Genomic DNA, 23,426 nt, shown 5'->3' on the forward strand with positions numbered 1-23,426 from the left:
AAATCAGAAGCCAGAATTCCGAATTGAATTCTGTGTGACTGATGGACTTCGGCGTGAGTGCTACCGCTATACGAGAGGCTGTGCCAACAACATTAGGGACTTCCAACAAATAAATTATTCAATCTTGTGGGGTGGACATCTTGTCCGCCCTTGGCTACGGGCTATCGTGTCACCCACCCCACAAGAGTTAATTGGATATTTTTTTATTTGGAAGTCCCTTAAGTCTAGGCTAATCCTCCCAAGCGAGAGTACGTTTCACTGCCTTCTGCCAAGTAGCAAAGTTGGATAAGGGAAAATCGCTTTTTGGCTCAAACACACACTCAATCTGCCGTTGTCTCACCAGTTCTTCATAACTCTCCCAAAATCCTACAGCTAAACCTGCTGCAAATGCTGCACCCTGAACAGTCGTATCACGCATGATCGGACGTTCGACTGGAATACCTAACACATCAGCCTGAAACTGCATCAGAAAATTATTCTCGCAAGCACCGCCATCTACAGTTAATCGCCCGACGGGAGTACTGCTAGATGCATTTATCGCTTGCACCACCTCCAGAACTTGATAGGCGATCGCTTCCAGCACGGCGCGAACTAGATGCTCTGGTTGTACGCTGGCGGTAATGCCAAAAAAGGCTCCCCTTGCGCTCATATCCCAGTAGGGCGCACCCAATCCACTAAATGCAGGCACAAAATATACTCCCCCATTATCTTTTACCTGATTCGCCATCGCTTCAGTTTCAGCAGCAGTTTTAATCAGCTTGAGGCGATCGCGCAGCCATTGAATACAAGCTCCACTGGTAAACATACTGCCTTCTAGGGCATAGCCTACATCTAAATTTTCCCTTGGGTTTCTTTGTGTCCAGGCAATAGTAGAAATAAGTTGGTGGTGCGATTGCACAATTTTATCGCCTGTATGAGCGACTAAAAAGCTACCAGTTCCATAAGTACATTTCATTAAACCGGGGCGATCGCAGCCATGACCAAATAGAGCAGCTTGCTGGTCTCCCAAGATGGCAGCAATGGGAATTTCAACGCCCAATAAGTTACTATCAGTAACTCCAAATACTCCTAAACTGGGTTGAATCTGGGGCAAAATATGAACTGGAATTTGAAATAGATCCAATAAAACTTCATCCCATTCACAGGTTTTAAGATTCATTAGCATTGTACGGCTGGCGTTGCTGTGGTCAGTAGCATGGACTTTCCCACCTGTGAGGTTCCACAACACCCAGGTATCAATAGTGCCGCCTAAGACATTCTTCAGGTCAACATCAATAAATTTGTCTAAGAGCCATCTCAGTTTGGTAGCAGAAAAATAAGCATCGATGATTAATCCAGTGCGATCGTAAATTTCTTCAGCGTAGCCTTGCTCTTGTAACTGGTGGCAAAGGGGAGCAGTGCGGCGATCTTGCCAGACGATCGCTCTATGGAGAGGTTTACCAGTAGTTTTGTCCCAAATCAAACAGGTTTCGCGCTGTACAGTTAGTCCCAAAGCTGCGATCGCTGATGGAGCAATTTGAGCATTCTTAATTGCGGTTTGCATTACCCAACAAGTATCCTGCCAGATTTGTTGAGGGTCATGTTCTAACCATCCAGGCTGAGGATAATGCTGAGTTAGTTCTTTGTATGCCTGCCCAACAATCTTGCCGTCTGCGTTAAACACAAAGGCGCGGTTGCCTGTCGTACCTAAGTCCAGTGCTAAGATGTAGCCCGATGATCGAGTTGTGTTGCCAAATGTGTACATAGCCGCTTTGAATGCTGCGTAGGCGTAGCCCGTCGTAGGCAATGCGTTCAATCAGATATACATTATTTTGGGTACATTTTGAATTCCTTATTTTTTGTATAACATTGCGCTTAAATTACGTTCCTATACATTAGACATATCCAGAAATTAAAGATGCGTTACCCAGAACCCTTGTAGAGACGTAGCACTGCTACGTCTCTACATTCTTTTTCGGAGATGTCTATTTATATTGAGTAAGGCAGTTATTGCCCCCTGCCTCCCCTGCCTCCTGCCTCCTGCCTTCTTCAACGAATGCCATCATTATCAATAGCGCTATAACTGTCGCTGGGGAAAAGCCCCAACCAAGGGTCAGAACTAGGAGTTAAAAATAGTTGGGCGTATACTTTATCATTGAGCGCTTCCACACTCCTTGTTTGCCTACCCTGTATAAACCATTGATGAATTTGGCTGTGCAGCATGTATTCATTTCTGACTGTATCTAAAGCCATTGTGGCTTCAAATTTTTTTACTATTATCGGCAAGTTATCTTCCTGAATGTTGGCAGACTGAGACTTTTTAGCTCTGATTAGAGAAATGCTGTTCTGATCTAGCTTGACATCAGCGGCATAGAGTTGAGCGATTTTGTCCCACACTTTCTGATCGGTTATTTCCGCTAAGGCATTTTGATTCCGTTCTGCATCAGACTGTAAAGCAGTCAGCATTGGTGTTTCAACTCTCATTTTAGAAACAGCTAGAGAGCTTGCTATTGCTGCTGTTGGTGGCTGACTGGGATTTTTCGGAATTTCCACCAACTTAGGGGGAGACTGGATACCCAGGCGAGATAAATCTGCAACCCATTGGGCTTGGATTGAATTCAGGCGATCGCTATGGTATTTTTTTAAAAAAGACTCGCGATCGCTTGGTGTAAGTTTACTGTAACTTTTCACAGCTACTTCAGCCTGCTGTAGCTGGCGCAAAAATTCTTTGGGACTATATAACCCTGGAATTGCATCGATTGGACGACCTGATGCATCCAATATGTAATGAATGCTATTGCCTGTAATCGTTCGCTCTAACTTGCGTCCGTCGCCAAAATCAATAGTTACTTTGGGTACAGGACGCACTGATTGCCAGTGCAAAATGAAGCGGTCTTGAAGCAGTTTAGAAATTTCAACATTCGGATACAGTGCTACTCTGAAGAACCTACTATTCGCACAACTCAAATCTTGATCTAGCCTGCCCAATAACCGTAGAGATAAAATCGGTTTACCACTAATTTTAGCAGCAGCTTTAGCTTCTTCTATATCAGTGTACCAGTACAGATGAGAGGCGTAACAGTCTCGTTGCTGGCAGAGTTCATCTAAGGCTACACGGAGTACAGGGGAAGGTAGAACTGTACCTGAAGAATCGCTATTTAAGTTATTGGCATGAGATTTGAGAAATACTTGTAATCCTGTTGGGCCTTGTTTCCGAAGTACAGAAACTTCTTGAGATAGCTTGGAGATTTCAGCTACAGAAGTTTGAGCATCAGCTGTCTGCAAAAAACTGAAGCTGATTAACATGAGTGCAAAAGGATATTTGAAGGTTTTAAATTTCATATATTTTCAGAGTTTACTAATATTTGATATGTGTGCTAATGGGTTTTATGAATCACTTTCAAGACCTTTATTAAAACCTTGTAAATTACAAATTTTGCAAATTATATTTTTTGGAATTTGTAATTTTTTATAGTGTATCTGTACTATAACAGTCCTAAATCATTCGTGGCAATTAGAGATAGAATTTTTACTGAGCCACAACTACTGAACTCAAGGCTTGGAAGATGGATTAAGGAATAAGAGATCAAAGTATCGTTAATAACAACCAAAAACTAGTAGTGTGTATCATTAAATTTGAGGGTTAAGAGAACGAACCGCAAAGGACGCAAAGAGCGCAAAGTAAGAAGGAAAGAAGAGAAATTGAAATTTGATTTACCTATCAGAATTAATAGGACAGACCACTAGTACAAGAAGGCAAGAGTAAATAAACCACCTATTCAAAATCAATGAAACGCTTACGCTGTATGAATTTTGAATTTTGTTAGCGCAGCGTTAGCGAGTCTTCGTTCGCGCAGCGTCTCGTAGAGAGCGTCATTTTGAATTCCGCCTTGCGGTACTAGCCTCAAAGTGCTACCAATACATGGGATGCTGGTTGATGATTAGTGAGTTTTACCAATGTCTGTTGTTTCTAGTATCACTGTTACTGTTCCCGCCACAACTGCTAATTTGGGGCCTGGTTTTGATTGCATCGGTGTAGCTTTAAAGCTATACAACCAATTCAAGTTCACTCGTCAAGAAGAGGGTGGGCTAACTATTCATGTTACTGGTACGGAAGCTGAACGAGTCCAAACTGATGAGAATAATCTCCTCTACCAAGCATTTGTCAAGTTCTATCAACATATAGAGCAAACACCACCCATTGTAAAAATAGAGATTAAGTTAGGTGTTCCGTTAGCAAGGGGTTTGGGTAGTTCAGCCACAGCAATTGTTGCTGGGTTGGTTGCTGCTAATCAACTTGAGGGTACGCCGATCAGTCAGTCACAGGTAATGGAATTAGCGATCGCAATGGAAGGACATCCTGATAATGTAGTTCCAGCTTTGTTGGGAGGATGTCGTCTCGCTGCTACCAGTGGCACAGCTTGGGAAATTTGTGATGTTCCCTGGCATAAAGATGTTGTCGCAGTTGTGGCTATTCCTGATTTTGAACTTTCCACTTCCGAGGCGCGGGGTGTTCTCCCAACAGAAGTAAGTCGTGCTGATGCGATTTTCAATACGGCGCATTTGGGGTTATTGTTGCGCGGCTTGGAAACTGGTAACGGACAATGGTTAAAGACAGCTTTACAAGATAGATTGCATCAACCATATCGTAAAGCTTTGATTCCTGGTTATGATGCTCTTAACATCGCAGCTGTTAGCGCAGGTGCTTATGGTATGGTAATTAGTGGTGCGGGGCCAACACTGTTAGCTTTGGCAGATAAGTTACACTCAGAGGCAGTGGAGGCGGCGATGTTAGCTGCTTGGCAAGAAGAAGGAATTACAGCCCAGGTGCGATCGCTTTCTCTTGATACCCAAGGCGCAAAAATCTTTTAAAAATCAGATGACTATTTTACTCAGCACTTAAAAGTCGATTTATGGAGCAAATTCAGGCTGAAATGGCGGCGCTTAACTCCCAAATACAGATTCTTTTAGAAGAACGCGCCGCACTCACTATTAATAATGTCATCTCTGGCGAGAATGATTCCCCCCAGGCAATGGTGGAAGCGTACCGCCGTCAAGCCAGAGAAAATGCCCAATTATCAGTTGAACTCCAAGGCATCGATGCAGCGATCGCCGCCTTGGAAGGCAAGATCAAACAAAAACAAGGTAAGTTAGTGCGATCGCAAGGTGAATCAAAGCAACTCATCCTCCAGCAGCAGCTAGAGGAAGCGAAAGAAGTAGCACAAGTTCATGCTGAACGCATTAATCAGCTAGCTGGAGAACTAGCCGCAGAAGTCCGTTTTCTTAAAGCTTGTGCCAATCAGCTTAGTCCAATGTATTGGCAGATTTATTACAAGCCCTTCATTACTGGGTTCAAAACAATCTCCGTTCCCTATGTCCGCTCAGATGGGGAAGTTTGGACAATTGTCAACCGGATAGTGTGAAGGAGGCAGGGCAATACGGTTCGGTTAAGGTTTTTTGATGAAAATTATAGATCGCAAGGACGAGATAAATCGCCTTAGGGACATCCAAAAATTAAATTACTAATTTTTGCATCCAATAGGAGCAGAGGGACGAGGTAGACAAGGTAGCAATATCTCTCTCAAGTCTTCCCAAAGCGATTGATTATTTTTTTATTTGGAAGTCCCTTATTGTAGAGACGCCGATTTATCGCGTCTCTTGCCTTAACCGAACAGTATTGGAAGGCAGGAGGCAGGAATTTATCTCATTATTAATGGTTGAGCCGAAACTACGAGCTATGTCCACTTTGACAATTGGGCTTAACCATGAAATATGACGAAATTGTAACGGCAGCTAAAGCCACCGTTTTTTGTTGACGTTGCAAAAGTTTACATTTAAAATGGAAAACGTCAAAATCCGATAAGTATTTATTCTTATTTATCCTGAAAAGCTGACATTTGATGAGTATATATTCTTGTCGAGAAGCAAAAATTTAATCTTTCAGAGTTCAAGAAAGGTTACAAAAGTAAAAATTCCTTAATATAATGTAACTAAAAGCGAGAAAGCAAATTGATTGTCAGAAGTGATGAATGCTATTGAATTTCCCTGGCTAACAGCCATAATCCTCTTACCCTTGGTGGCTGCCTTAGCCATCCCCCTAATCCCAGACAAAGAAGGTAGAACTGTTCGGTGGTATGGTTTGGGAGTAGCGATCGCCGACTTTGCACTGATGATTTATGCCTTTTGGCATAACTACGACTTTCAGAGTTCAACACTCCAACTTGTAGAAAACTATCCTTGGATACCGCAGTTAGGTTTGCATTGGGCTGTGGGGGTTGATGGTTTATCGATGCCCTTACTGCTTCTGACAGGCTTAATAAATACCCTCGCAATCTTCGCGGCTTGGAAAGTTACTACCAAGCCGCGATTATTTTATGGTTTGATGTTGGCAATGTACAGCGCCCAGCTTGGTGTATTTGTCGCCCAAGATTTGCTGTTATTCTTCCTAATGTGGGAAATCGAGTTAGTGCCGGTTTACCTGCTGATTTCCATCTGGGGAGGACAAAACCGCCGTTATGCCGCTACCAAGTTCATTCTTTACACCGCCGCCGCATCAATATTTATCTTAATTGCCGGTTTTGCAATGGCATTCTCTGGAGATACCGTCACCTTCGACATGGCAACTCTGGGAATGAAAGAATATCCCAAAACCTTGGAATTATTAGTTTATGCAGGTTTCTTGATTGCCTTTGGCGTGAAGTTACCAATTTTCCCTTTACACACTTGGCTACCTGATGCCCACGGTGAAGCATCAGCACCCGGTTCGATGATTTTGGCTGGTGTGTTGTTAAAAATGGGTGGTTATGCCCTCATCCGCTTCAATGTGGAAATGTTGCCTAATGCCCATGTGACTTTTGCGCCAGTGTTAGCGATTTTGGGTGTGGTAAACATTGTCTACGGTGCTTGCTGTGCCTTTGCCCAAACCAATCTCAAACGCCGCTTGGCTTACTCTTCAATAGCCCACATGGGGTTTGTGCTGATTGGCATTGCTTCCTACACAGAGTTAGGTATTAGCGGTGCAGTGCTACAGATGGTTTCTCACGGCTTGATTGCCGCTAGCTTGTTCTTCCTGTCTGGCGTGACTTACGATCGCACTCACACCTTGATGATGGATAAAATGGGCGGTATGGCCAAGGTAATGCCCAAAACCTTTGCTCTGTTTACCATTGGTTCAATGGCTTCTCTCGCCTTACCTGGAATGAGTGGTTTTGTGGGTGAGTTAATGGTATTTCTCGGTATCGCCACCAGTGATGTTTACAGTTCCAGCTTCAAAATTGTAGTTGTACTATTGTCAGCCGTTGGCGTGATTTTGACACCGATTTATTTACTGTCGATGCTGCGTCAAGTGTTCTACGGTGAGCAAAATCAAGAGTTGCACTTGGATGCTGTAATATCTGATGTCAAACCCCGCGAAATATTTATTACCGCTTGTTTGCTGCTACCAATTATCGGAATTGGTTTCTATCCCAAATTAGCAACCCAGACTTATGATGTAAAAGCAGTAGAATTAGCGACCCATGCTCGTCAAGTTCTACCAGTTGTTGCTCATCAGCAACCATCAAGTCTGTACTCGCGGATTTTTTCTGCACCAACATTGGCTAATTCTCAAGTTGAAAGTTCAATTAATATTTCTGAGTAAATTAACTTCCCATTAAGGGGCTGCAAGTAAATTCTAAATATTCAGGGAAATAAAGGGGTGGTTATCAAACCACCCCTAAAATTTTGCCAAGATATATCCTGAAGATAGATGAAGCTCCCAATCAAGGATTTTTAACCTGCGGAGGCAGGTTTTGCCTGTGTAGCCGCGATTTCTAATCGCTTTTCAAACAATCTCTAAGAGTACTCCAAGTAAAAAATGCCCAATTGACGGGTTTTGGATCGTTTATTTTTTGGAACACTCTAAGAGGATCTCTACATGGAACCCGATCAAATCCGGAGTGCGATCGCACCTCAATCAACCCTGCGACTAGGTAACTTAGTCCCGCACCTTTTACAAAACCCAGCATCTACATCGTGGAAAGTCAAACCACAACCTACACAAACTGTTTCTACCTGATTAGCAGTTTTCACCACTCGCTTAATCAAATCTCCCACTTGCCAAGGAATCAGCGCAATTCCTGTAAAAATCATCAATACTGTCAGCAAGCGTCCTAATTCAGAAATTGGAATCACATCGCCAAATCCGACAGTTGTCATGGTGACAACTGAGAAATAGAAGGCGTCCAAAAAAGTACCGTAATTTTGAGGATTAACTGGATGTTCGACTTGATAAATTAGACCAGAGTAAATAAAAACAATTGCAAATAATGTAAATAATATTCGCGCAAAAATCATGCCATCTTCGGTGCTGATACTGGCGAATAAAAACTTTCTATCAATAAATCTAATTAATCGTAAAATCCGAAACCATCTTAGTAGGCGGATAAAGCTAATATCCACCATTCCGAGAAAGAATGGTAAAATCGCCATTAAATCAATAATCGAATAAAAACTAAAAATATACTTAATTTTATTTTCCGCACTCCAGAGACGGAGCGAATATTCCACCGCAAAGATGATGACGATCGCAGTATCAGCGACATTTAACTCAAACCGCATATCATCAGGAATATTATATGTTTCTGCCACAAAAATTCCTGATGATATTAACACCAAAGAGGCAAGTGTTAAATTAATTACTTTACCGATTGGTGTTTCTAGGTCTTTTAAGTAAAACTCTGTTTCTTGCCTGCTCAGTAACATATTCGACCATTAATACATCTTAATTCCTAGTTATAGCATTAGAAATACGATATTATTAATCATTATCCTTATGTTAACTCCAGCTTATATGAACCCAGAATATTTTATGCGTTTAGCTTTGGCAGAAGCAAAAGAAGGTGATGCGCCTTACGGTGCTGTGATTGTTAAAGATAACGAAGTCGTAGCTGTAGCTCATAATACTGTGAGGAGAGACAACGATCCATCAGCCCATGCGGAAATTAACGTTATTCGTAGTTTAACAGCTAAACTTAAAAACCCCTCTTTAGAAGGTTATAGCATATATACAACTGGTGAACCTTGTCCAATGTGTGCAACTGCTTGTGTTTGGAGTGGTTTATCAGAAATTGTATATGGTGCTTCAATTCAAGATTTAATAAATGTAAATCAATCACAAATTAATATATCTTCTGAAGAGGTAATATCCAAGTCATTTAGGAACATCAAAGTTAAAAAAGGCGTTTTAAAAAATGAATGCTTGGAGTTATTTAAATAAGCTATAAAAAGTTAACTTGCATTAACAATTAGAATATGATGTAGTGTTACGGTTTCTGTAACGCACTGAAAACCCCAAAATGACGCTTTACTTTTAGCGTTAACACACACTACAGCTAATATATAACAATTCTATTTTCCCTCAAAAATCGAATAGAATTGTTATAGAAGTTAAAATTACGAATTACGAATTACGAATTACGAATTACGAATTACGAATTACGAATTATTTAACTTGGCTCATTCAAATAGGATAAATATGTATTTGCCCAAATCGCAGCTTGGGTGCGATCGCGCAAATTTAATCTGTTTAAAATATTTGTCACATGATTTTTCACCGTCCCCTCAGAAATGTAGAGTTCTTGAGCAATTTCTCGGTTACTAGCGCCTGTTGCAATTAACTGCAAAACCTCTTTTTCTCTAGGAGTAAGTTCAACTAAACTAGATGGTACAGGCGGGGACTGGATTAGTGCAGGATGAGAAAATTGAGTCAGCAGCTTTTTAACTATACCTGGGCCTAAGTGAGTATATCCTTTATGAACAGCACGAATAGCAACAGCTAATTCTTCTGATGGTGTATCTTTCAATAAATAACCCATTGCTCCATGTTTCAAAGCTGCTGATACATATTCATCATCATCAAAAGTTGTCAGTACTAAAATCTTACTTGTAGGAAAACGTTTTTGAATCTCTCGCGTAGCTGCAACTCCATCCATAATTGGCATTCTGATATCTAGTAAGATTACATCTGGCTGAAATTTCGTAACCAAATCAATCGCCTGTTCACCATTTTCTGCTTCTCCAACTATCTCTAAATCTGGTTCTAGTTCCAATAATGCCCTTAATCCTTGACGAATTAAACTTTGGTCATCTACCAGCAACACTTTAATCATTATGTCAACCCCTTGCTAATGGAATATTAACTATAATTTTACAACCAGAACCAAGAGCGCTATTAATATTAAAATTACCTCCAAGCGCTAAAGTGCGATCGCGCATACTATGAAGTCCAAAACCAGTAGTATTTTGCCCTAAATCAAAACCTTTACCATTATCCTGAATTATCAATCGCAAATTACCTTTTGTCCTCATGAGTTCTAGTTTAACCTCCGTTGCATCAGCATATTTAGATATATTTGTCAAAGATTCTTGAATAATCCGGTAAATAGCGGTATTGATTTCAGGTGGTAGAGAATATTCTAGGTTGATTTGGTAAATTGGTAAAATACCGTTTGAGCGATAAAAATTTTCTGAAAGACTAGCGATCGCGCGTTCTAAAGATTGTTCTTGTAAGGGATCAGAACGCATAGTAGAAACAGATTGGCGGACATCTTTTAGCGCTTTTGAACCTAATTCCTTCGCTGTTGCGAGAAATGTTTCAGCCTTACCTGGGTTAGATTGCCATAGTTTTAAAGCAGTTTCTAATTGCAGATTTAAAGCAGTTAAAGAATGTCCTAATGAATCATGAATTTCACGAGCAATTCGGTTACGTTCTTCTAAAGTAGCTTGATTCTCAATTCGCATCGCATATTGACGGAGCTTTTCATTAGCGATCGCTAACTTTTCTCGACTATGCCGTTCAGATAATACTGCATTCATCATTAACAAAACAAAAACCAAACTTAAGCCAAATACCAGCGACGAATTCAAAATCAAAAATCGATATCGTTCTTGTGCTTGTGGTGATGCTTGAAAATTGAATAACTGGTATTTGAGTTGTGTAGTCACCAGAAATAAGCTAAATGATAAAGTTGTAATGAATAAACGCCCAGGTAACTGAAAAATTAGACAACTGCGAGTAACTAAAATTATGTATAGAAAGGGAAAAAGCCGAGCAAACCTTTCACCAAAAAGTCCAGTTGTTAAAATCAATAAAATTTCAACAGTTATGTAGATAACCTTATTTATCTGGTTACTCCTGGGTAATCTTAAGCCCATTAATGCAAAAATAATCAGACTATAAATTGATAATTCTGGTAATATGTTACAAACTGACAATTCGGGAAATACTCCACAAATCGATAGTTCTGGATTCTTAGGACGAAATTGCCGTAATGGAGGTGGTATAACTGCTGTCAATGCAGTGATCGCTAATAGTGTCCACTCCAAATAAAGCAGAGATGGAAAAGGATGTTTATTAATTTGAATTTGACGATTCATTAATCCCTTCACTCCAGTTATGAATGAGTTAATAGTTAAGAGTTTTGAATGCAATTTGAGCAGCATTTTCCGGCGTTTAGACTTTTCGCTGACTGAGTAATTAAGACTAAATGCAGGATATCAAAATATTACGTAATAATCTAAGCAAAGTTTTATTATAATCCTAAATTCTTTGGAAAATCACTCCAAACTCTTAACTTACTGAAAACAAAAAGATACAAGCCCCTAAATTTATTTATGGGGATTATTAATTTTGAATTTTGAATTTTGAATTCGGAGCGGAGCGACGTGACCACTCCCCACTCCTAACTATTTATTGTCAATCATATTTGTCAAAATTCAATCATGACTAAAGTCATGGGTATAACCATGACTTTCTCCTCATGTAACTACTAAAGATAAGTCCTTATGATAATGGCATCCAACCAGGAAAAACCCACGAGATAAGTCATGAAACTCAAAGTATTATCGCTAGTTGCTGGAGCGATCGCCTTAACTTTAACCGCAACCTCCTTTGCTGTTAACGCCCAAACAGCCTCTCCTTCACCTGTGTTACTTGCAGAAACCCCACATGGACGCTGGAAAGATTTGAATCTATCATCTTTACAAGAATCCCAAATTAAGGACATTCACCAACAGACCTGGCAGCAAATTGAAAATACAGTTTTCACCCCAGACCAAAAAGCACAGTTTGAGGCAGCGAAACAAGCGCGTAAGGCTGCGTGGCAAGCGCGTCAGGCTCAGGGGCAAACAGGTCAACAAACAGGTCAGCATCGTCATCATCGTCATAGAGGAGGTATTTTTGCTAAATTAAATCTGAGTCAAGCACAGAAAGACCAAATAAAATCACTGGAGAAGTCAGAAAGACAACAGATTAAATCAGTCTTAACTCCCGCACAGCAGCAACAAATACACCAATGGCGTAAAAATCATCAATAAGGAACTCCCGGATAATATCCAGCCTTTCAAAAAATATTTCATAAGTCTGAGATGGGCAACATTGCCCATCTCATTCCAAAATAGATTATGAGATTATGATGCAACCACTCACTGCTTACCAAAATCCGGCTCCTCATCTGCACAGGTTATAGAGAAATTGCGTTTCCTCGCTACTGGCACTTTTGGCAGGACTTGGGCAAACTTCCTCACTGCACAGAATGGTGAAGCAGAATTACTCTGGCACCTATACTTGACTGATGTCCAGGCATTGTTTTCTATAGTCAAAAATTAATAGACTTCTTGCAGAAGATGCGGAAAGGGGAAAAACTTCATCCCCTTTCCCTTTCCCTATTTATTAGACATCTCCGAAAAATAACGTAGAGACGTAGCAGTGCTACGTCTCTACAAGGGTTCTGGGTAACGCATATTTAATTTCTGGAGATGTCTATTGAAAGTCGGCGGGAAACTCCATCCCTTCTTGGGGCATTGGACATTGGGCATACAAGTAAAAAGAACCAAGTAAAAAGTAAAAAGAAAGATAAATTCAATATTTCTTTTAACTTTTAACTTGTTTCCCTCCCCCTGCTCCCTCTGCCTCCCCTGCCTTCCCCTGCTCACCCCACAAGAAAATTTGGGATGTTTTTTTATTGACTGGAGTCATGAGTGTGCGCCTTGCGGAAATCAAAAGTTGCACAATCTGATCTCACAATTCACAATGGTGATTGATTACAAATTTTAGAAGATACTGCCACCAGGCAATTCCTGTCATTAATTAACTTAGAACCTGTTGATGGAAGCTTCCGAGCTATTAGAAACAATCACATTCTTGATTTACCAAGCCGAGCAGGGGGAAATTGATCCTTGGGATGTCCAAGTGATTGAGGTGATTGACCGCTACTTAGAATTGATGGCACCGGGGGCAATAACAAGAGGCTACGAAGCGGACTTGTCTCAATCTGGACAGGCTTTTTTATCAGCATCAATGTTGGTATTATTCAAAGCCAACACCTTGATGCAATTGTCAACTGTAGGAGATGCACAAGATGGTGTAGAAGATGATGCCCTATTAGAAGGTGAAGACGGTGTATCACATCAGGGTCATCGTCTACCATTAGAACGGCAATTGCGTCGTCGTCCAGCAGCAATGCCGCCACCAAAGCGTCGGGTGACTCTGCAAGAGTTAATTGAGCAATTGCAGATCATGGCTAACCAACTGAAACTGGTAGAAAAAGTCAGTAAACCTATCCGTCCCAGGCGTCAGCCTAGCGTCCAAAGTATGCGGGAGGCTCTGGAGTTAGCTCACCAGGAAAATCTGACAGAAGTCGCTGGAGAACTAGAGCAGGTGTTGAGATTGTCAGCAAGAGACCTAAGTTTAGAACAAAATTGGTTGAATTTAGAACAACTTGTAGAATTGTGGACTCAAACAAAGCTTCTCAACCAAAATGGGTCTGGACATGAGTCTAAACAAAGTCAACTAGTTGGTGTTTTCTGGGCGCTATTACTACTCTCGGCTCAATCGAAAGTAGAGCTATTTCAAGAGGAGTTTTACGATGAGATTAAAATTCGCTTACTTAGACCCCTTGAACATCCAATGAACTAAGAAAGCTAAAAGTAGCCCTACATCCCTACAGATAATTTACAGATTTTTGATTCAGCCCTAAAATCCGAGTAAATTGAAAGGATAAGCGATCGCTTGTCATCTAAGTATAACGATGGTTGCAACAACCACTAAATTACTGTTATCCCTGTTTTGAGGGATGACTTAGAGCAGAAATAAAAACGATGATTAAGTATCACTCGATGAAAGTAAACCGGCTTGTGGTTGAGGAATAAATTTTTATGAAAGCGATGATTCTGGCAGCTGGCAAGGGTACTCGCGTGCGTCCGATTACGTACACCATGCCCAAACCGATGATGCCCATCCTGCAAAAGCCAGTGATGGAGTTCTTGCTGGAACTGTTACGCCATCATGGATTTGACCAGATTTTGGTCAATGTTAGTCATTTGGCTGAGGAAATTGAAAACTATTTCCGTGACGGTCAGCGGTTTGGCGTGCAGATTGCCTATTCCTTTGAAGGGAAAATTGATGACAACGGTAAACTAGTAGGCGAAGCCATAGGTTCTGCTGGAGGAATGCGCCGCATCCAAGATTTCTCACCCTTTTTTGATGATACCTTTGTGGTTTTATGTGGTGATGCTTTAATTGACCTAGATTTAACTGCGGCGGTTAAATGGCATAAATCCAAAGGTGCGATCGCTACTATTATTACGAAATCTGTCCCCAAAGAAGAAGTTTCTAGCTATGGTGTGGTTGTAACTGACGAAGAAGGCCGGGTCAAAGCTTTCCAAGAAAAACCTTCAACGGAAGAAGCCCTTAGCACCAACATCAACACAGGTATTTATATCTTTGAGCCAGAAGTTTTTAACTATATACCCTCTGGTGTCGAATATGACATTGGTAGCCAATTGTTTCCCAATTTGGTAGAAATCAAAGCACCTTTCTACGCCATCCCTATGGACTTTGAATGGGTAGATATTGGTAAAGTCCCAGACTATTGGCGGGCGATTCGCGGTGTGCTGCTGGGTGAAATCAAAAATGTGCAAATCCCCGGTCATCAAGTCGCCCCTGGCATCTACACTGGTTTAAATGTCGCCATAAATTGGGACAAGGTAGATATCACCGGCCCCGTTTACATTGGCGGGATGACAAGAATCGAAGACGGAGCTAAAATCGTCGGGCCAGCGATGATTGGCCCCAATTGCTGGATATGTAGTGGCGCAACAGTGGATAACAGCGTGATTTTTGAATGGTCGCGCCTGGGTCCCGGAGTCCGTTTAGTCGATAAACTAGTATTTGGACGTTATTGCGTAGATAAAACTGGCGCTGCGATCGATGTTCAAGCCGCTGCTTTAGACTGGCTGATTACCGATGCCCGTCAGACAGTGCCATTACATACACCTCTTGAGCGACAGGCGATAGAAGAATTGTTGGGGACAAATGTAAATTAGGGAATGGGGAATGGGGAGTAGGAATTTTAGATTTTAGATTTTAGATTTTGGATTAAAGAATTGAAATTTAATCCAAAATCGTCAATCCAAAATCCAAAATTGAATTGCCCAATGCCCAATGCCTAACTATTTAAGTACGTATATCTTCTAAGACTCTGCTCGTATGTTTGCAGTAGGCGCTGAGATTCTGCTAGGGTGATGCGCTTTTCTTCTAATGCTTTCTCACAACGTTGGCGAATGTTTTCCACCATATCTTCGGAGTCATACTGCACATAGCTGACAACTTCGCTCATGGTGTCACCTTTGACAACGTGTTCAATCTGGTAGCCTTTAGGCGTTAATTGGATGTGAACAGCGTTGGTGTCGCCAAACAGGTTGTGCAAATTGCCCATGATTTCTTGGTAAGCTCCATTCAAGAACATCCCCAGATAATAGGGTTCTCCGGGCTTGTGGGTGTGCAATTCTAAAACCGATTTGACATCGCGCAGGTCAATAAAGCGGTCGATTTTACCATCACTGTCGCAGGTGAGGTCTGCTAAAATTCCCCGCCGGATTGGTTCTTCATCTAAGCGGTGGATTGGCATGATCGGGAATAGCTGGTCGATCGCCCAGCAATCTGGTGCTGATTGAAACACTGACATATTAACGTAGTAGATGGAAGCCATGATTTTTTCTAGGTCTTCCAGTTCATCGGGTACGTATTCTTGCTGTCTAGTGATGGTAAGAATTTTCTGACAACAAGCCCAGTAGAGGCGTTCTGCCTTGGCTCGTTCTCTGAGGCGTAAAATTCCTAAGTTGAAACGGCTGATGGCTTCTTCTTTGAATTGTGCAGCGTCGTGGTACAACTCTTGGTAATTCTCTTGGTTGATGGATTGGTAGCTTTCCCAAAGATAATTAATAATTGGGGATTCTCCCTCTTGCGGAGGTTCTGGCGGGTCGAGGGGGACATCACTAGTACTGAGAACATCAAAAATCAGCACCGACTGATGGGAAGCGATCGCTCGTCCACTTTCACTAATCAGTGTTGGTACGGTAATTTGCCGCTCGGCACAGGTATCTTTTAGTTCTGCCACGATGTCATTGGCATAGTTCTGCATGTTGTAATTTTTCGATGCATAGAAGTTGGTTTGGGAGCCATCGTAATCTACACCCAAGCCACCACCAACATCAAGGTATTTCATATCCGCCCCCAGCATCGACAATTCCACATAAATACGGCTGGCTTCTTGGATGGCATCTTTAATCACATTGATAGCAGAGATTTGTGAGCCGATGTGGAAGTGCATCAACTGCAAAGAATCGAGGAGGTTAGCTTCTCTTAACTTGTCAACAGCCTCAATAACTTCAGGCATTGTCAAACCAAATTTAGCGCGATCGCCACTAGAGGCTCCCCAACGTCCCATGCCTTGGGTACTGAGTTTAGCACGAACCCCCAATATCGGCTTAATACCTAACTGGCGATTGGCATCAATTACCAAATCAACCTCTTCAATCTGTTCTAAGACGATGATTGGTGTTTGCCCTAGCCTTTGGGCTAACATTGCAGTTTCGATGTATTCTCGGTCTTTGTAGCCGTTGCAAACGAGCAATGCTCCTGGTGTATCCAATACAGCTAGAGCAATCATTAATTCTGGCTTGGAACCGGCTTCTAAACCAAATTGATGAGGCTTGCCAAATTTCACCAAATCCTCAATCAAATGCCGCTCTTGATTGCACTTGACGGGAAACACGCCACGGTAGACACCAGGGTAATTATAGCGGGCGATCGCTTTGGCAAAACAAGCGTTCAAGCGCTCAATTCGGTCTTCCAAAATATCAGAAAAGCGAATCAGCATGGGAAGTCCCAAGTTGCGCTGTTTCATGGCGTTGACCAATTCAAACAAGTCAAGAGATCCCCCGCGATCGCCCTTGGGTGCCACGGTAACGTGTCCGGCAGCGCTAATGGAAAAATAAGGTTGTCCCCATCCTTCAATGCGGTACAAGGCTTCGCTATCCTCAATTTTCCAGGGGCGAGGTAAATCTCCTGTGGTAGGACTAGGTGGTAAAAGTTTTTTCTGTTTATGATGTTTCACTTCAGATTTTTGTCCATTGGACGGTAGTACCACCTCTTCAGATGTAGCAGTTGACTCAGCACCCATTTCTTCCTAACCTCTGTTTTTCACCCACGAGTTAACAATTTAGCGCATTCATTTGGCAACGTATATGCACCTAAAGATAATTTCTGAGATAAACTCTGATTGGTCAAGAGTTGTATGTCATTAGTCATTGGTCATTAGTGCAAAACCCTTGGACTGAAGACAGAGGATGAAGGACAAAGGACAAAGGACAAAGGACAATTGACTAGATAAAAACTTTATTAAGTTTTAGGAGATAGCTTTGGAACGTACATTTTTAGCAATTAAGCCTGATGGAGTACAGCGGGGATTAGTGGGGGAAATTATCCGTCGCTTTGAAACCAAAGGTTTTACCCTAGTTGGTTTAAAGTTCCTGAAAGTCAGTCGGGAATTGGCTGAACAACACTATGGTGTCCACCGAGAACGTCCCTTTTTTGGTGGTTTAGTGGAATTTATCACTTCTAGCCCAGTAGTGGCGACGGTATGGGAAGGCGATGGCGTGATTGCATCTGCCAGAAAGATTATTGGTGCGACAAACCCATTAACAGCAGAGCCGGGAACAATTCGCGGCGATTTTGGACTGAATATTGGTCGTAACTTAATCCACGGCTCTGATGCTCCAGAAACCGCCCAACAGGAAATCGCTTTATGGTTTAAGGATGAAGAATTGGTAAGTTGGCAACCACACTTAACGCCTTGGTTGCACGAGTAAGACATTAGGGGCTGGGGATTGGGGAAGGTGGGGTCCCCTCTGGGGATAAGGGGTAATGGGGATTAGGAATTAGACATCTCCAGAAATTAAATATGCGTTACCCAGAACCCTTGTAGAGACGTAGCAATGCTACGTCTCTACGTTATTTTTCGGAGATGTCTATTAGTTATTTCCCCCTGCTCTTTTTATTTAGAGACTTCGCTCTTTTCTGGTTCTACTTGGGGTGACTCAGCAGCAACACGCTTGGAAAATCCCCAGCCTAAAATTAGGAAGATGGCAGGAATCATGATCCATTCTGGTGGAACTAGAGCATCGTTCACCACTTTCAATAACAAGCGCAAGCCCACCAAAGCTACAGTTACATAACCTGCATCTTCTAGTTTTTCAAATTCGTCTAACCAACGGATAAACAATCCCGCCATGAATCGCAGCGCAATAATACCAATTGTTGCACCTGTTAGCACCAGCCACCTTTCTTGAGAAACTGCGATCGCAGTTGTGACGCTATCCAAAGAAAATGCCAAATCTGTAAATGCAATCACGGGTATAGCTTGCAACAACGAATTAAAACGCGGCTCGTGATGGCCATCGTCTTCACTTTGCTGAGAGCTAAAGTGTTGGAATACCAACCACAGCAGGTAAGCAGCACCCAATAATTCAAATTGCCAGAATTGTTGTACCCAAGTAGCAGTTAAAATCAAGGTGATTCGTAGCACATAGGCAACGACTAAACCAAAGTTGAGGGCCTTACGCTCAAGTTCTTTGTCTTCTAGCCCTTGAGCGATCGCAGCCAAGGCGATCGCATTATCGGCAGATAACACCGCCTCTAAAAATATCAGGATCAGCAGAACTATCGGGGCTTCAACGCTGAAATGAAAGTTGAGGTTATCAAAAATTTGGTCTAGCATTCCGGGTTTCTCAAGCAGAAAAAATTAAAATTTGACAAGAACAGAGATTTTCATATTAAAAAGCGCAATAAATTGCTACTCTAATTTAGCTTAACGTGGTTGTGGTGCATTTTGAAGGGGGTTGAATGTGTGCGACCACCGTGCTACTTAACTATTTTTAGTACTATTTAATATAATAGAACTGGAATATCTTACTTAATGCGATCGTCATGGACTGCCGTTATTTCGCTTCTCGAATTAGAATATGAGAACAAAAATATGGTAATAGTTTATGAATATTTCCTTAACGATCGAGCTTGAGCAGTTCATTTAAAGTCAGGTTGCAAGTGGGAAGTACACCTCATCAGAAGAAGTGATTCTTGCAGGCATTAGGCTATTAGAGTAATAAGTATCAAGTGTAAGCTTGAATTTAACTTAGCCGTTTTGGATAATTTGGAATATAATAAAATACTCGAATGAATTTTTACATACTAGACAAGTAAATATACATAGTTTGTGGTTATAATATTACCATGATATTCAATCGTCTATCGGGTTCTGAAATTGATTTAAAGCAAATCCTCGATCAAATTAGGATGCTGGCTGACCAAATTCACCAGTCGCTTGAAGAGAGTGAAATTCTCAAGATTATTGTCAGCGAAGTTAGAAAAACTTTAGAAATCGATGTCTACGACGGGTTACGCCTACGCGCCATGATCTATCGCTTTTTGCCAGATGGAGATGGAGTCATAGCAGAAGAGTCTGTAAGTCATGGATGGAAACCGATTTTAGGGCAATTGATTTACGATCCTTGCTTCAAGGCGACATGGGTGCAGCGATATCGAGATGGATACGTTAGCGTCATTGAAGACATTAATACTACAACCCTTGACCCTTGTTACAAAAAGCTATTAACCGACTTGCAGGTTCGAGCTAATTTAGTAATACCAATTTTAGTAAATAATCAAGAAATTGCTGGAGTTTCTAGTACATATCCTCATTTGTGGGGCTTACTAATTGTTCAGCAGTGCAGCGGCCCACGTCAATGGAGTTCTTTAGAAATTGAGTATCTTCAACTAGTAGTCGCAGAGCTAGGAATCGCTCTTGGGAAAGTAGAACGCCATCAGCAAAGGGTTGCATCTTGCCAAAAACTAACGCCGCAACTCAATCAAAACCTGAAAATTTTGACAGATCAGCCAAAATTGAAGTTGAGGTCAATAAAAAGAATTTTGCATAAGAATCTTAGAGAATCCATTATAACAAGAACAGTATTACCGAAGAATATATCAGTTGCAGACTTGATTGCATTTGACCGATTACAAACTCCAGTTTGGATTTATGATATTCAAAACTTGCAGATGTGGTGGGCGAATCAATCCGCTCTGCATATTTGGAATGCTCAAAGTCGAGAAGAGTTGCTCAATCGCAACTTCAGTGATGTTTCCCTGTCTACTCACACTCGAATGCAAAGCTATCTGCAAGAATTTCAACAAGGGAAAAGCATCACTGAAAACTGGACATTTTACCCAGAAGGAAAACCCGTTTCTGCTTGCTGTTTTTTTTCGGGAATTCTAATTGAACGAGGGCGAATGGCGATGCTGGTTGAAGTAACAACAGAAGTTATCAATCAGATTGACCAAGAAACACTGAGATCAATTGAAGCCCTACGTCATACCACAGTCATCATCTCACTTTACACGCTGGATGGTGTACCTTTGATGCAAAACCCGGCAGCCCTTCGCTGTTATCGGGATACCCTGCACCCTAACTCGTCAACTGAGAATATTTTCCTGAGTCACTTTGTTGACAAGAGTGTTGGGCAACAAGCGATGGAAGCGATTAATTTCGGTGAGGTATTCAGCATAGAGGCTCAGGTGTTTACCAGTGAGGGGATTCAATGGCATGGGATGGATATACGATGCACGCGCGATCCGGTAACGGGTAACTCCATCATCCTCGTCAACGAAAAAAATATTACCAAGCAACAAGCTGCATTACAACAACGTCAGTGTGCAGAGTCAGAATTGCAGTGGCGGGAAGCTTTGCTGCGTTCTATGACTGACATTTCTTTACTGGGATTCTTGGTTGTTGACAATCGCACCGACGAAATCCTCTATTTCAATCACTGCTTCTGTGAAATATGGGGCATCGAACATCTCGAAGCCCAAATGCGCTTGGGTGCTTTAAAAAATAATGACATTATTCCTGACTGTATACCTTTAATTGCCGATGTGCCCGCATTTGCCGAATCCTGTAAACCGTTGCAGTCTGAAGAAAATCGTTGCACGATTGAGGATGAAATTTTATTTGTCGATGGGCGAACGATTCGCCGTTTTTCCAGCCAAATTGGGGATACTGAGGATCGATACTTTGGGCGGTTATATATTTTTGAAGATATCACCCCACGTAAACAAATCGAAGCCACACTCAAAACCAGTGAAGAAAGATGGCACTATACCTTGGAAGGAAATGGCGACGGGGTTTGGGACTTGAATGCTGAAACTAACGAAGTCTTTTTTTCTCGGCGATGGAAAGAAATATTAGGGTTTGGAGAGCATGAAATTGGCAATACCCTCAGTGAATGGGTAGAGCGAGTGTATTTAGATGATAAAGCGAGGGTTTACGAGGAGATTAGCAAGCATTTGCGCGGTGAAACCCAACAATATGTTAGTGAATATCGGATCAAGTATAAAGATGGAACCTACAAGTGGATTCTAGACCGTGGTCAAGTTTCGAGTCGCACAGAGGATGGTCTTCCCCTACGAATGCTAGGAACCCATACTGATATTACTGAACGTAAGCGTATAGAAGAAGCACTCAGGGAAAGTGAACACCGCTATCGTTCTGTAATTACAGTGATGGCAGAAGGTATTGTCTTACAGAAAGCTGATGGTCGCATTACTGCTTGTAATCAGAGTGCCGAAAGAATTTTAGGATTAACAGCCGAGCAAATGATGGAGCGAACTTCCATCGATCCACGATGGCAAGCTATTCATGAAGATGGTACTACTTTTCCAGGCGACACTCACCCCGCCATTGTCACCTTACGCACCGGAAAACCCCAATTTCATGTCATTATGGGAGTTCACAAACCTGATGGCAGCTTGACTTGGATTTCAATCAATTCTCTACCATTGTTTGCAGCCGATGAATCAAAACCCTATGGGGTAGTCGCATCATTTACAGATATTACAATTCGTAAACAGGCACAAATTGCCCTGCAACAGCAAACAGAACGGGAACGCATGGTCAATGCGATCGGTCAACACATCCGCGAATCTTTGGACTTGGATGAAATTTTGAATACAACTGTTGCCGAAGTTCGAGATTTTCTGCAAACCGATCGCGTCATTATCTATCGCTTTCAGCCAGATTGCAGTAGTGTAGCGATCGCTGAGTCTGTAGCATCCGGTTGGGAATCGATTTTGAATATGGAAATTACAGACAACTCTTTTGTCAAAACACAGGGAGAGTCTTATCAAGAAAGTACGCACCAAGTCACTCCAGACATCTACACCGCCGGATTTGCTCCTTATCATGTAGAGTTCTTGGAAAAGTTGCAAGTCAGAGCCAAGCTAGTTGTACCAATTTTTCAAGGCGATCGCCTTTGGGGACTTTTGGTTGCTCATCATTTTAGCGCCTCACGTGACTGGCAACCTTGGGAAGACCAACTGCTTCAGCAATTGGCAACACAGTTAGCGATCGCTATTCAGCAATCAGAACTTTATCAACAATTACAGCGTGCCAACCAGCAACTTGAAAATATGGTGATGGTAGATGAATTAACTCAAATCGCCAATCGTCGATGTTTTGATCATCGGCTTAATTCTGTCTGGCAATATCTTTTACGAGAACAGGGTTTTATCTCACTACTTTTATGTGACATTGATTATTTTAAACAATATAACGATACTTATGGTCATGCGGCCGGAGATGATTGTTTACGCTTGATTGCCCAAGCTTTCAAACAAAGTGTTAAACGTTCTAGAGATTTAGTTGCTCGTTATGGTGGAGAAGAGTTTGTTGTTATCTTACCTAGCACTGCTAGTGATGGAGCTTTTTACGTTGCCCAAGACATTCATCAAGCTCTAGAACAGCTAAATATTCCCCATGCTGCATCAGCTGTGAAACATTATGTAACCTTGAGTATCGGAATTGCCACAGTGATTCCTACATCTAATATGGTTCCTTTGGATTTGATTGAGGCAGCAGATCAAGCCCTTTATCAAGCCAAAGCAAACGGGCGCGATCGCTCTTATACAAATACTGTCTTAGGGAGTGAGTGATGCCTGCTGTGGTAACAGAACTTTGTCATCTTTGGCAGTTTGCTCTGGATAACCTCCACAAAAAAATAGTTATACCTATCCACTG

Annotated in this window: 16 protein-coding genes and 1 pseudogene; 10 read left to right on the forward strand and 7 right to left on the reverse strand. The window is 41.8% G+C overall.

Going from position 1 to position 23,426, the window contains the following annotated elements; genetic code table 11:
* Positions 1-229 precede the first annotated feature (229 nt).
* Complete coding sequence (gene glpK, locus V7K76_RS09565) at positions 230-1,744, reverse strand: glycerol kinase GlpK (RefSeq protein ID WP_334776681.1); 1,515 nt, start codon at positions 1,742-1,744, stop codon at positions 230-232.
* A gap of 284 nt (positions 1,745-2,028) precedes the next feature.
* Positions 2,029-3,321 (reverse strand): hypothetical protein, encoded by a 1,293-nt coding sequence (locus tag V7K76_RS09570; RefSeq protein ID WP_334776422.1) that lies wholly within the window; start codon positions 3,319-3,321, stop codon positions 2,029-2,031.
* A 615-nt stretch (positions 3,322-3,936) separates the two neighbouring features.
* Here V7K76_RS09570 and thrB point away from each other — a divergent pair.
* The 3 genes from thrB to V7K76_RS09585 all read left to right on the forward strand — a co-directional run bounded on the left by thrB (position 3,937) and on the right by V7K76_RS09585 (position 7,618).
* Positions 3,937-4,851, forward strand: coding sequence for a homoserine kinase (gene thrB / locus V7K76_RS09575; RefSeq protein ID WP_334776423.1), 915 nt, complete (start codon positions 3,937-3,939; stop codon positions 4,849-4,851).
* Between the two features lie 41 nt (positions 4,852-4,892).
* Positions 4,893-5,402, forward strand: a complete 510-nt coding sequence (locus V7K76_RS09580) for a hypothetical protein (RefSeq protein WP_334776424.1) — start codon at positions 4,893-4,895, stop codon at positions 5,400-5,402.
* Between the two features lie 602 nt (positions 5,403-6,004).
* Positions 6,005-7,618: an NAD(P)H-quinone oxidoreductase subunit 4 gene (locus tag V7K76_RS09585; RefSeq protein WP_334776425.1), complete on the forward strand. Its 1,614-nt coding sequence runs from the start codon at positions 6,005-6,007 to the stop codon at positions 7,616-7,618.
* Between the two features lie 311 nt (positions 7,619-7,929).
* Here the strand turns inward: V7K76_RS09585 and V7K76_RS09590 are convergent, their stop codons facing one another.
* The gene (locus tag V7K76_RS09590) at positions 7,930-8,721 is read right to left on the reverse strand and encodes an ion transporter (protein ID WP_334776426.1); all 792 of its coding nucleotides are present in this window, start codon (positions 8,719-8,721) and stop codon (positions 7,930-7,932) included.
* 88 nt (positions 8,722-8,809) lie between these two features.
* Here V7K76_RS09590 and V7K76_RS09595 point away from each other — a divergent pair, with 88 nt between their 5' ends.
* Positions 8,810-9,235, forward strand: a complete 426-nt coding sequence (locus tag V7K76_RS09595; protein WP_334776683.1) for a nucleoside deaminase — start codon at positions 8,810-8,812, stop codon at positions 9,233-9,235.
* Between the two features lie 229 nt (positions 9,236-9,464).
* Here V7K76_RS09595 and V7K76_RS09600 read toward each other — a convergent pair whose 3' ends face one another.
* Positions 9,465-10,127: a response regulator transcription factor gene (locus tag V7K76_RS09600; protein WP_334776427.1), complete on the reverse strand. Its 663-nt coding sequence runs from the start codon at positions 10,125-10,127 to the stop codon at positions 9,465-9,467.
* A gap of 4 nt (positions 10,128-10,131) precedes the next feature.
* Positions 10,132-11,394 (reverse strand): sensor histidine kinase, encoded by a 1,263-nt coding sequence (locus V7K76_RS09605; protein WP_334776428.1) that lies wholly within the window; start codon positions 11,392-11,394, stop codon positions 10,132-10,134.
* Between the two features lie 450 nt (positions 11,395-11,844).
* Here V7K76_RS09605 and V7K76_RS09610 point away from each other — a divergent pair, with 450 nt between their 5' ends.
* From V7K76_RS09610 to V7K76_RS09620, 3 genes are all read left to right on the forward strand, one after another.
* Positions 11,845-12,333, forward strand: a complete 489-nt coding sequence (locus tag V7K76_RS09610; protein WP_334776429.1) for a P pilus assembly/Cpx signaling pathway, periplasmic inhibitor/zinc-resistance associated protein — start codon at positions 11,845-11,847, stop codon at positions 12,331-12,333.
* Between the two features lie 790 nt (positions 12,334-13,123).
* Entirely contained in the window at positions 13,124-13,933 is an 810-nt protein-coding gene (locus V7K76_RS09615) for a ScpA family protein (RefSeq protein WP_334776430.1), read from the forward strand.
* Between the two features lie 239 nt (positions 13,934-14,172).
* Positions 14,173-15,342, forward strand: coding sequence for an NDP-sugar synthase (locus tag V7K76_RS09620; RefSeq protein ID WP_334776431.1), 1,170 nt, complete (start codon positions 14,173-14,175; stop codon positions 15,340-15,342).
* 122 nt (positions 15,343-15,464) lie between these two features.
* Here the strand turns inward: V7K76_RS09620 and speA are convergent, their stop codons facing one another.
* Positions 15,465-17,480 carry a biosynthetic arginine decarboxylase gene (gene speA, locus V7K76_RS09625; RefSeq protein WP_334776432.1) on the reverse strand — a complete coding sequence of 672 codons (2,016 nt, stop codon included), beginning with the start codon at positions 17,478-17,480 and terminating at the stop codon, positions 15,465-15,467.
* Between the two features lie 238 nt (positions 17,481-17,718).
* On the opposite strand from speA, the gene ndk reads away from it, so the two are divergent.
* Positions 17,719-18,168 (forward strand): nucleoside-diphosphate kinase, encoded by a 450-nt coding sequence (gene ndk / locus V7K76_RS09630; protein ID WP_334776433.1) that lies wholly within the window; start codon positions 17,719-17,721, stop codon positions 18,166-18,168.
* Positions 18,169-18,353: 185 nt separating this feature from the next.
* On the opposite strand, the gene V7K76_RS09635 is transcribed toward ndk, so the two are convergent.
* Positions 18,354-19,076 carry a TerC family protein gene (locus V7K76_RS09635; protein WP_334776434.1) on the reverse strand — a complete coding sequence of 241 codons (723 nt, stop codon included), beginning with the start codon at positions 19,074-19,076 and terminating at the stop codon, positions 18,354-18,356.
* 319 nt (positions 19,077-19,395) lie between these two features.
* Here V7K76_RS09635 and V7K76_RS34575 point away from each other — a divergent pair.
* Both V7K76_RS34575 and V7K76_RS09640 read left to right on the forward strand, forming a co-directional pair.
* Positions 19,396-19,461 (forward strand): annotated as a pseudogene (locus tag V7K76_RS34575) (type II toxin-antitoxin system ParD family antitoxin); the annotation flags it as partial.
* A 127-nt stretch (positions 19,462-19,588) separates the two neighbouring features.
* A complete protein-coding gene (locus V7K76_RS09640) occupies positions 19,589-23,341 on the forward strand; it encodes a diguanylate cyclase domain-containing protein (RefSeq protein WP_334776435.1) in 3,753 nt (1,250 codons plus the stop codon).
* Positions 23,342-23,426: the final 85 nt, after the last annotated feature.

Origin of the sequence: Nostoc sp. (genome assembly GCF_036917975.1) — a bacterium.
Lineage (GTDB): Bacteria > Cyanobacteriota > Cyanobacteriia > Cyanobacteriales > Nostocaceae > Nostoc.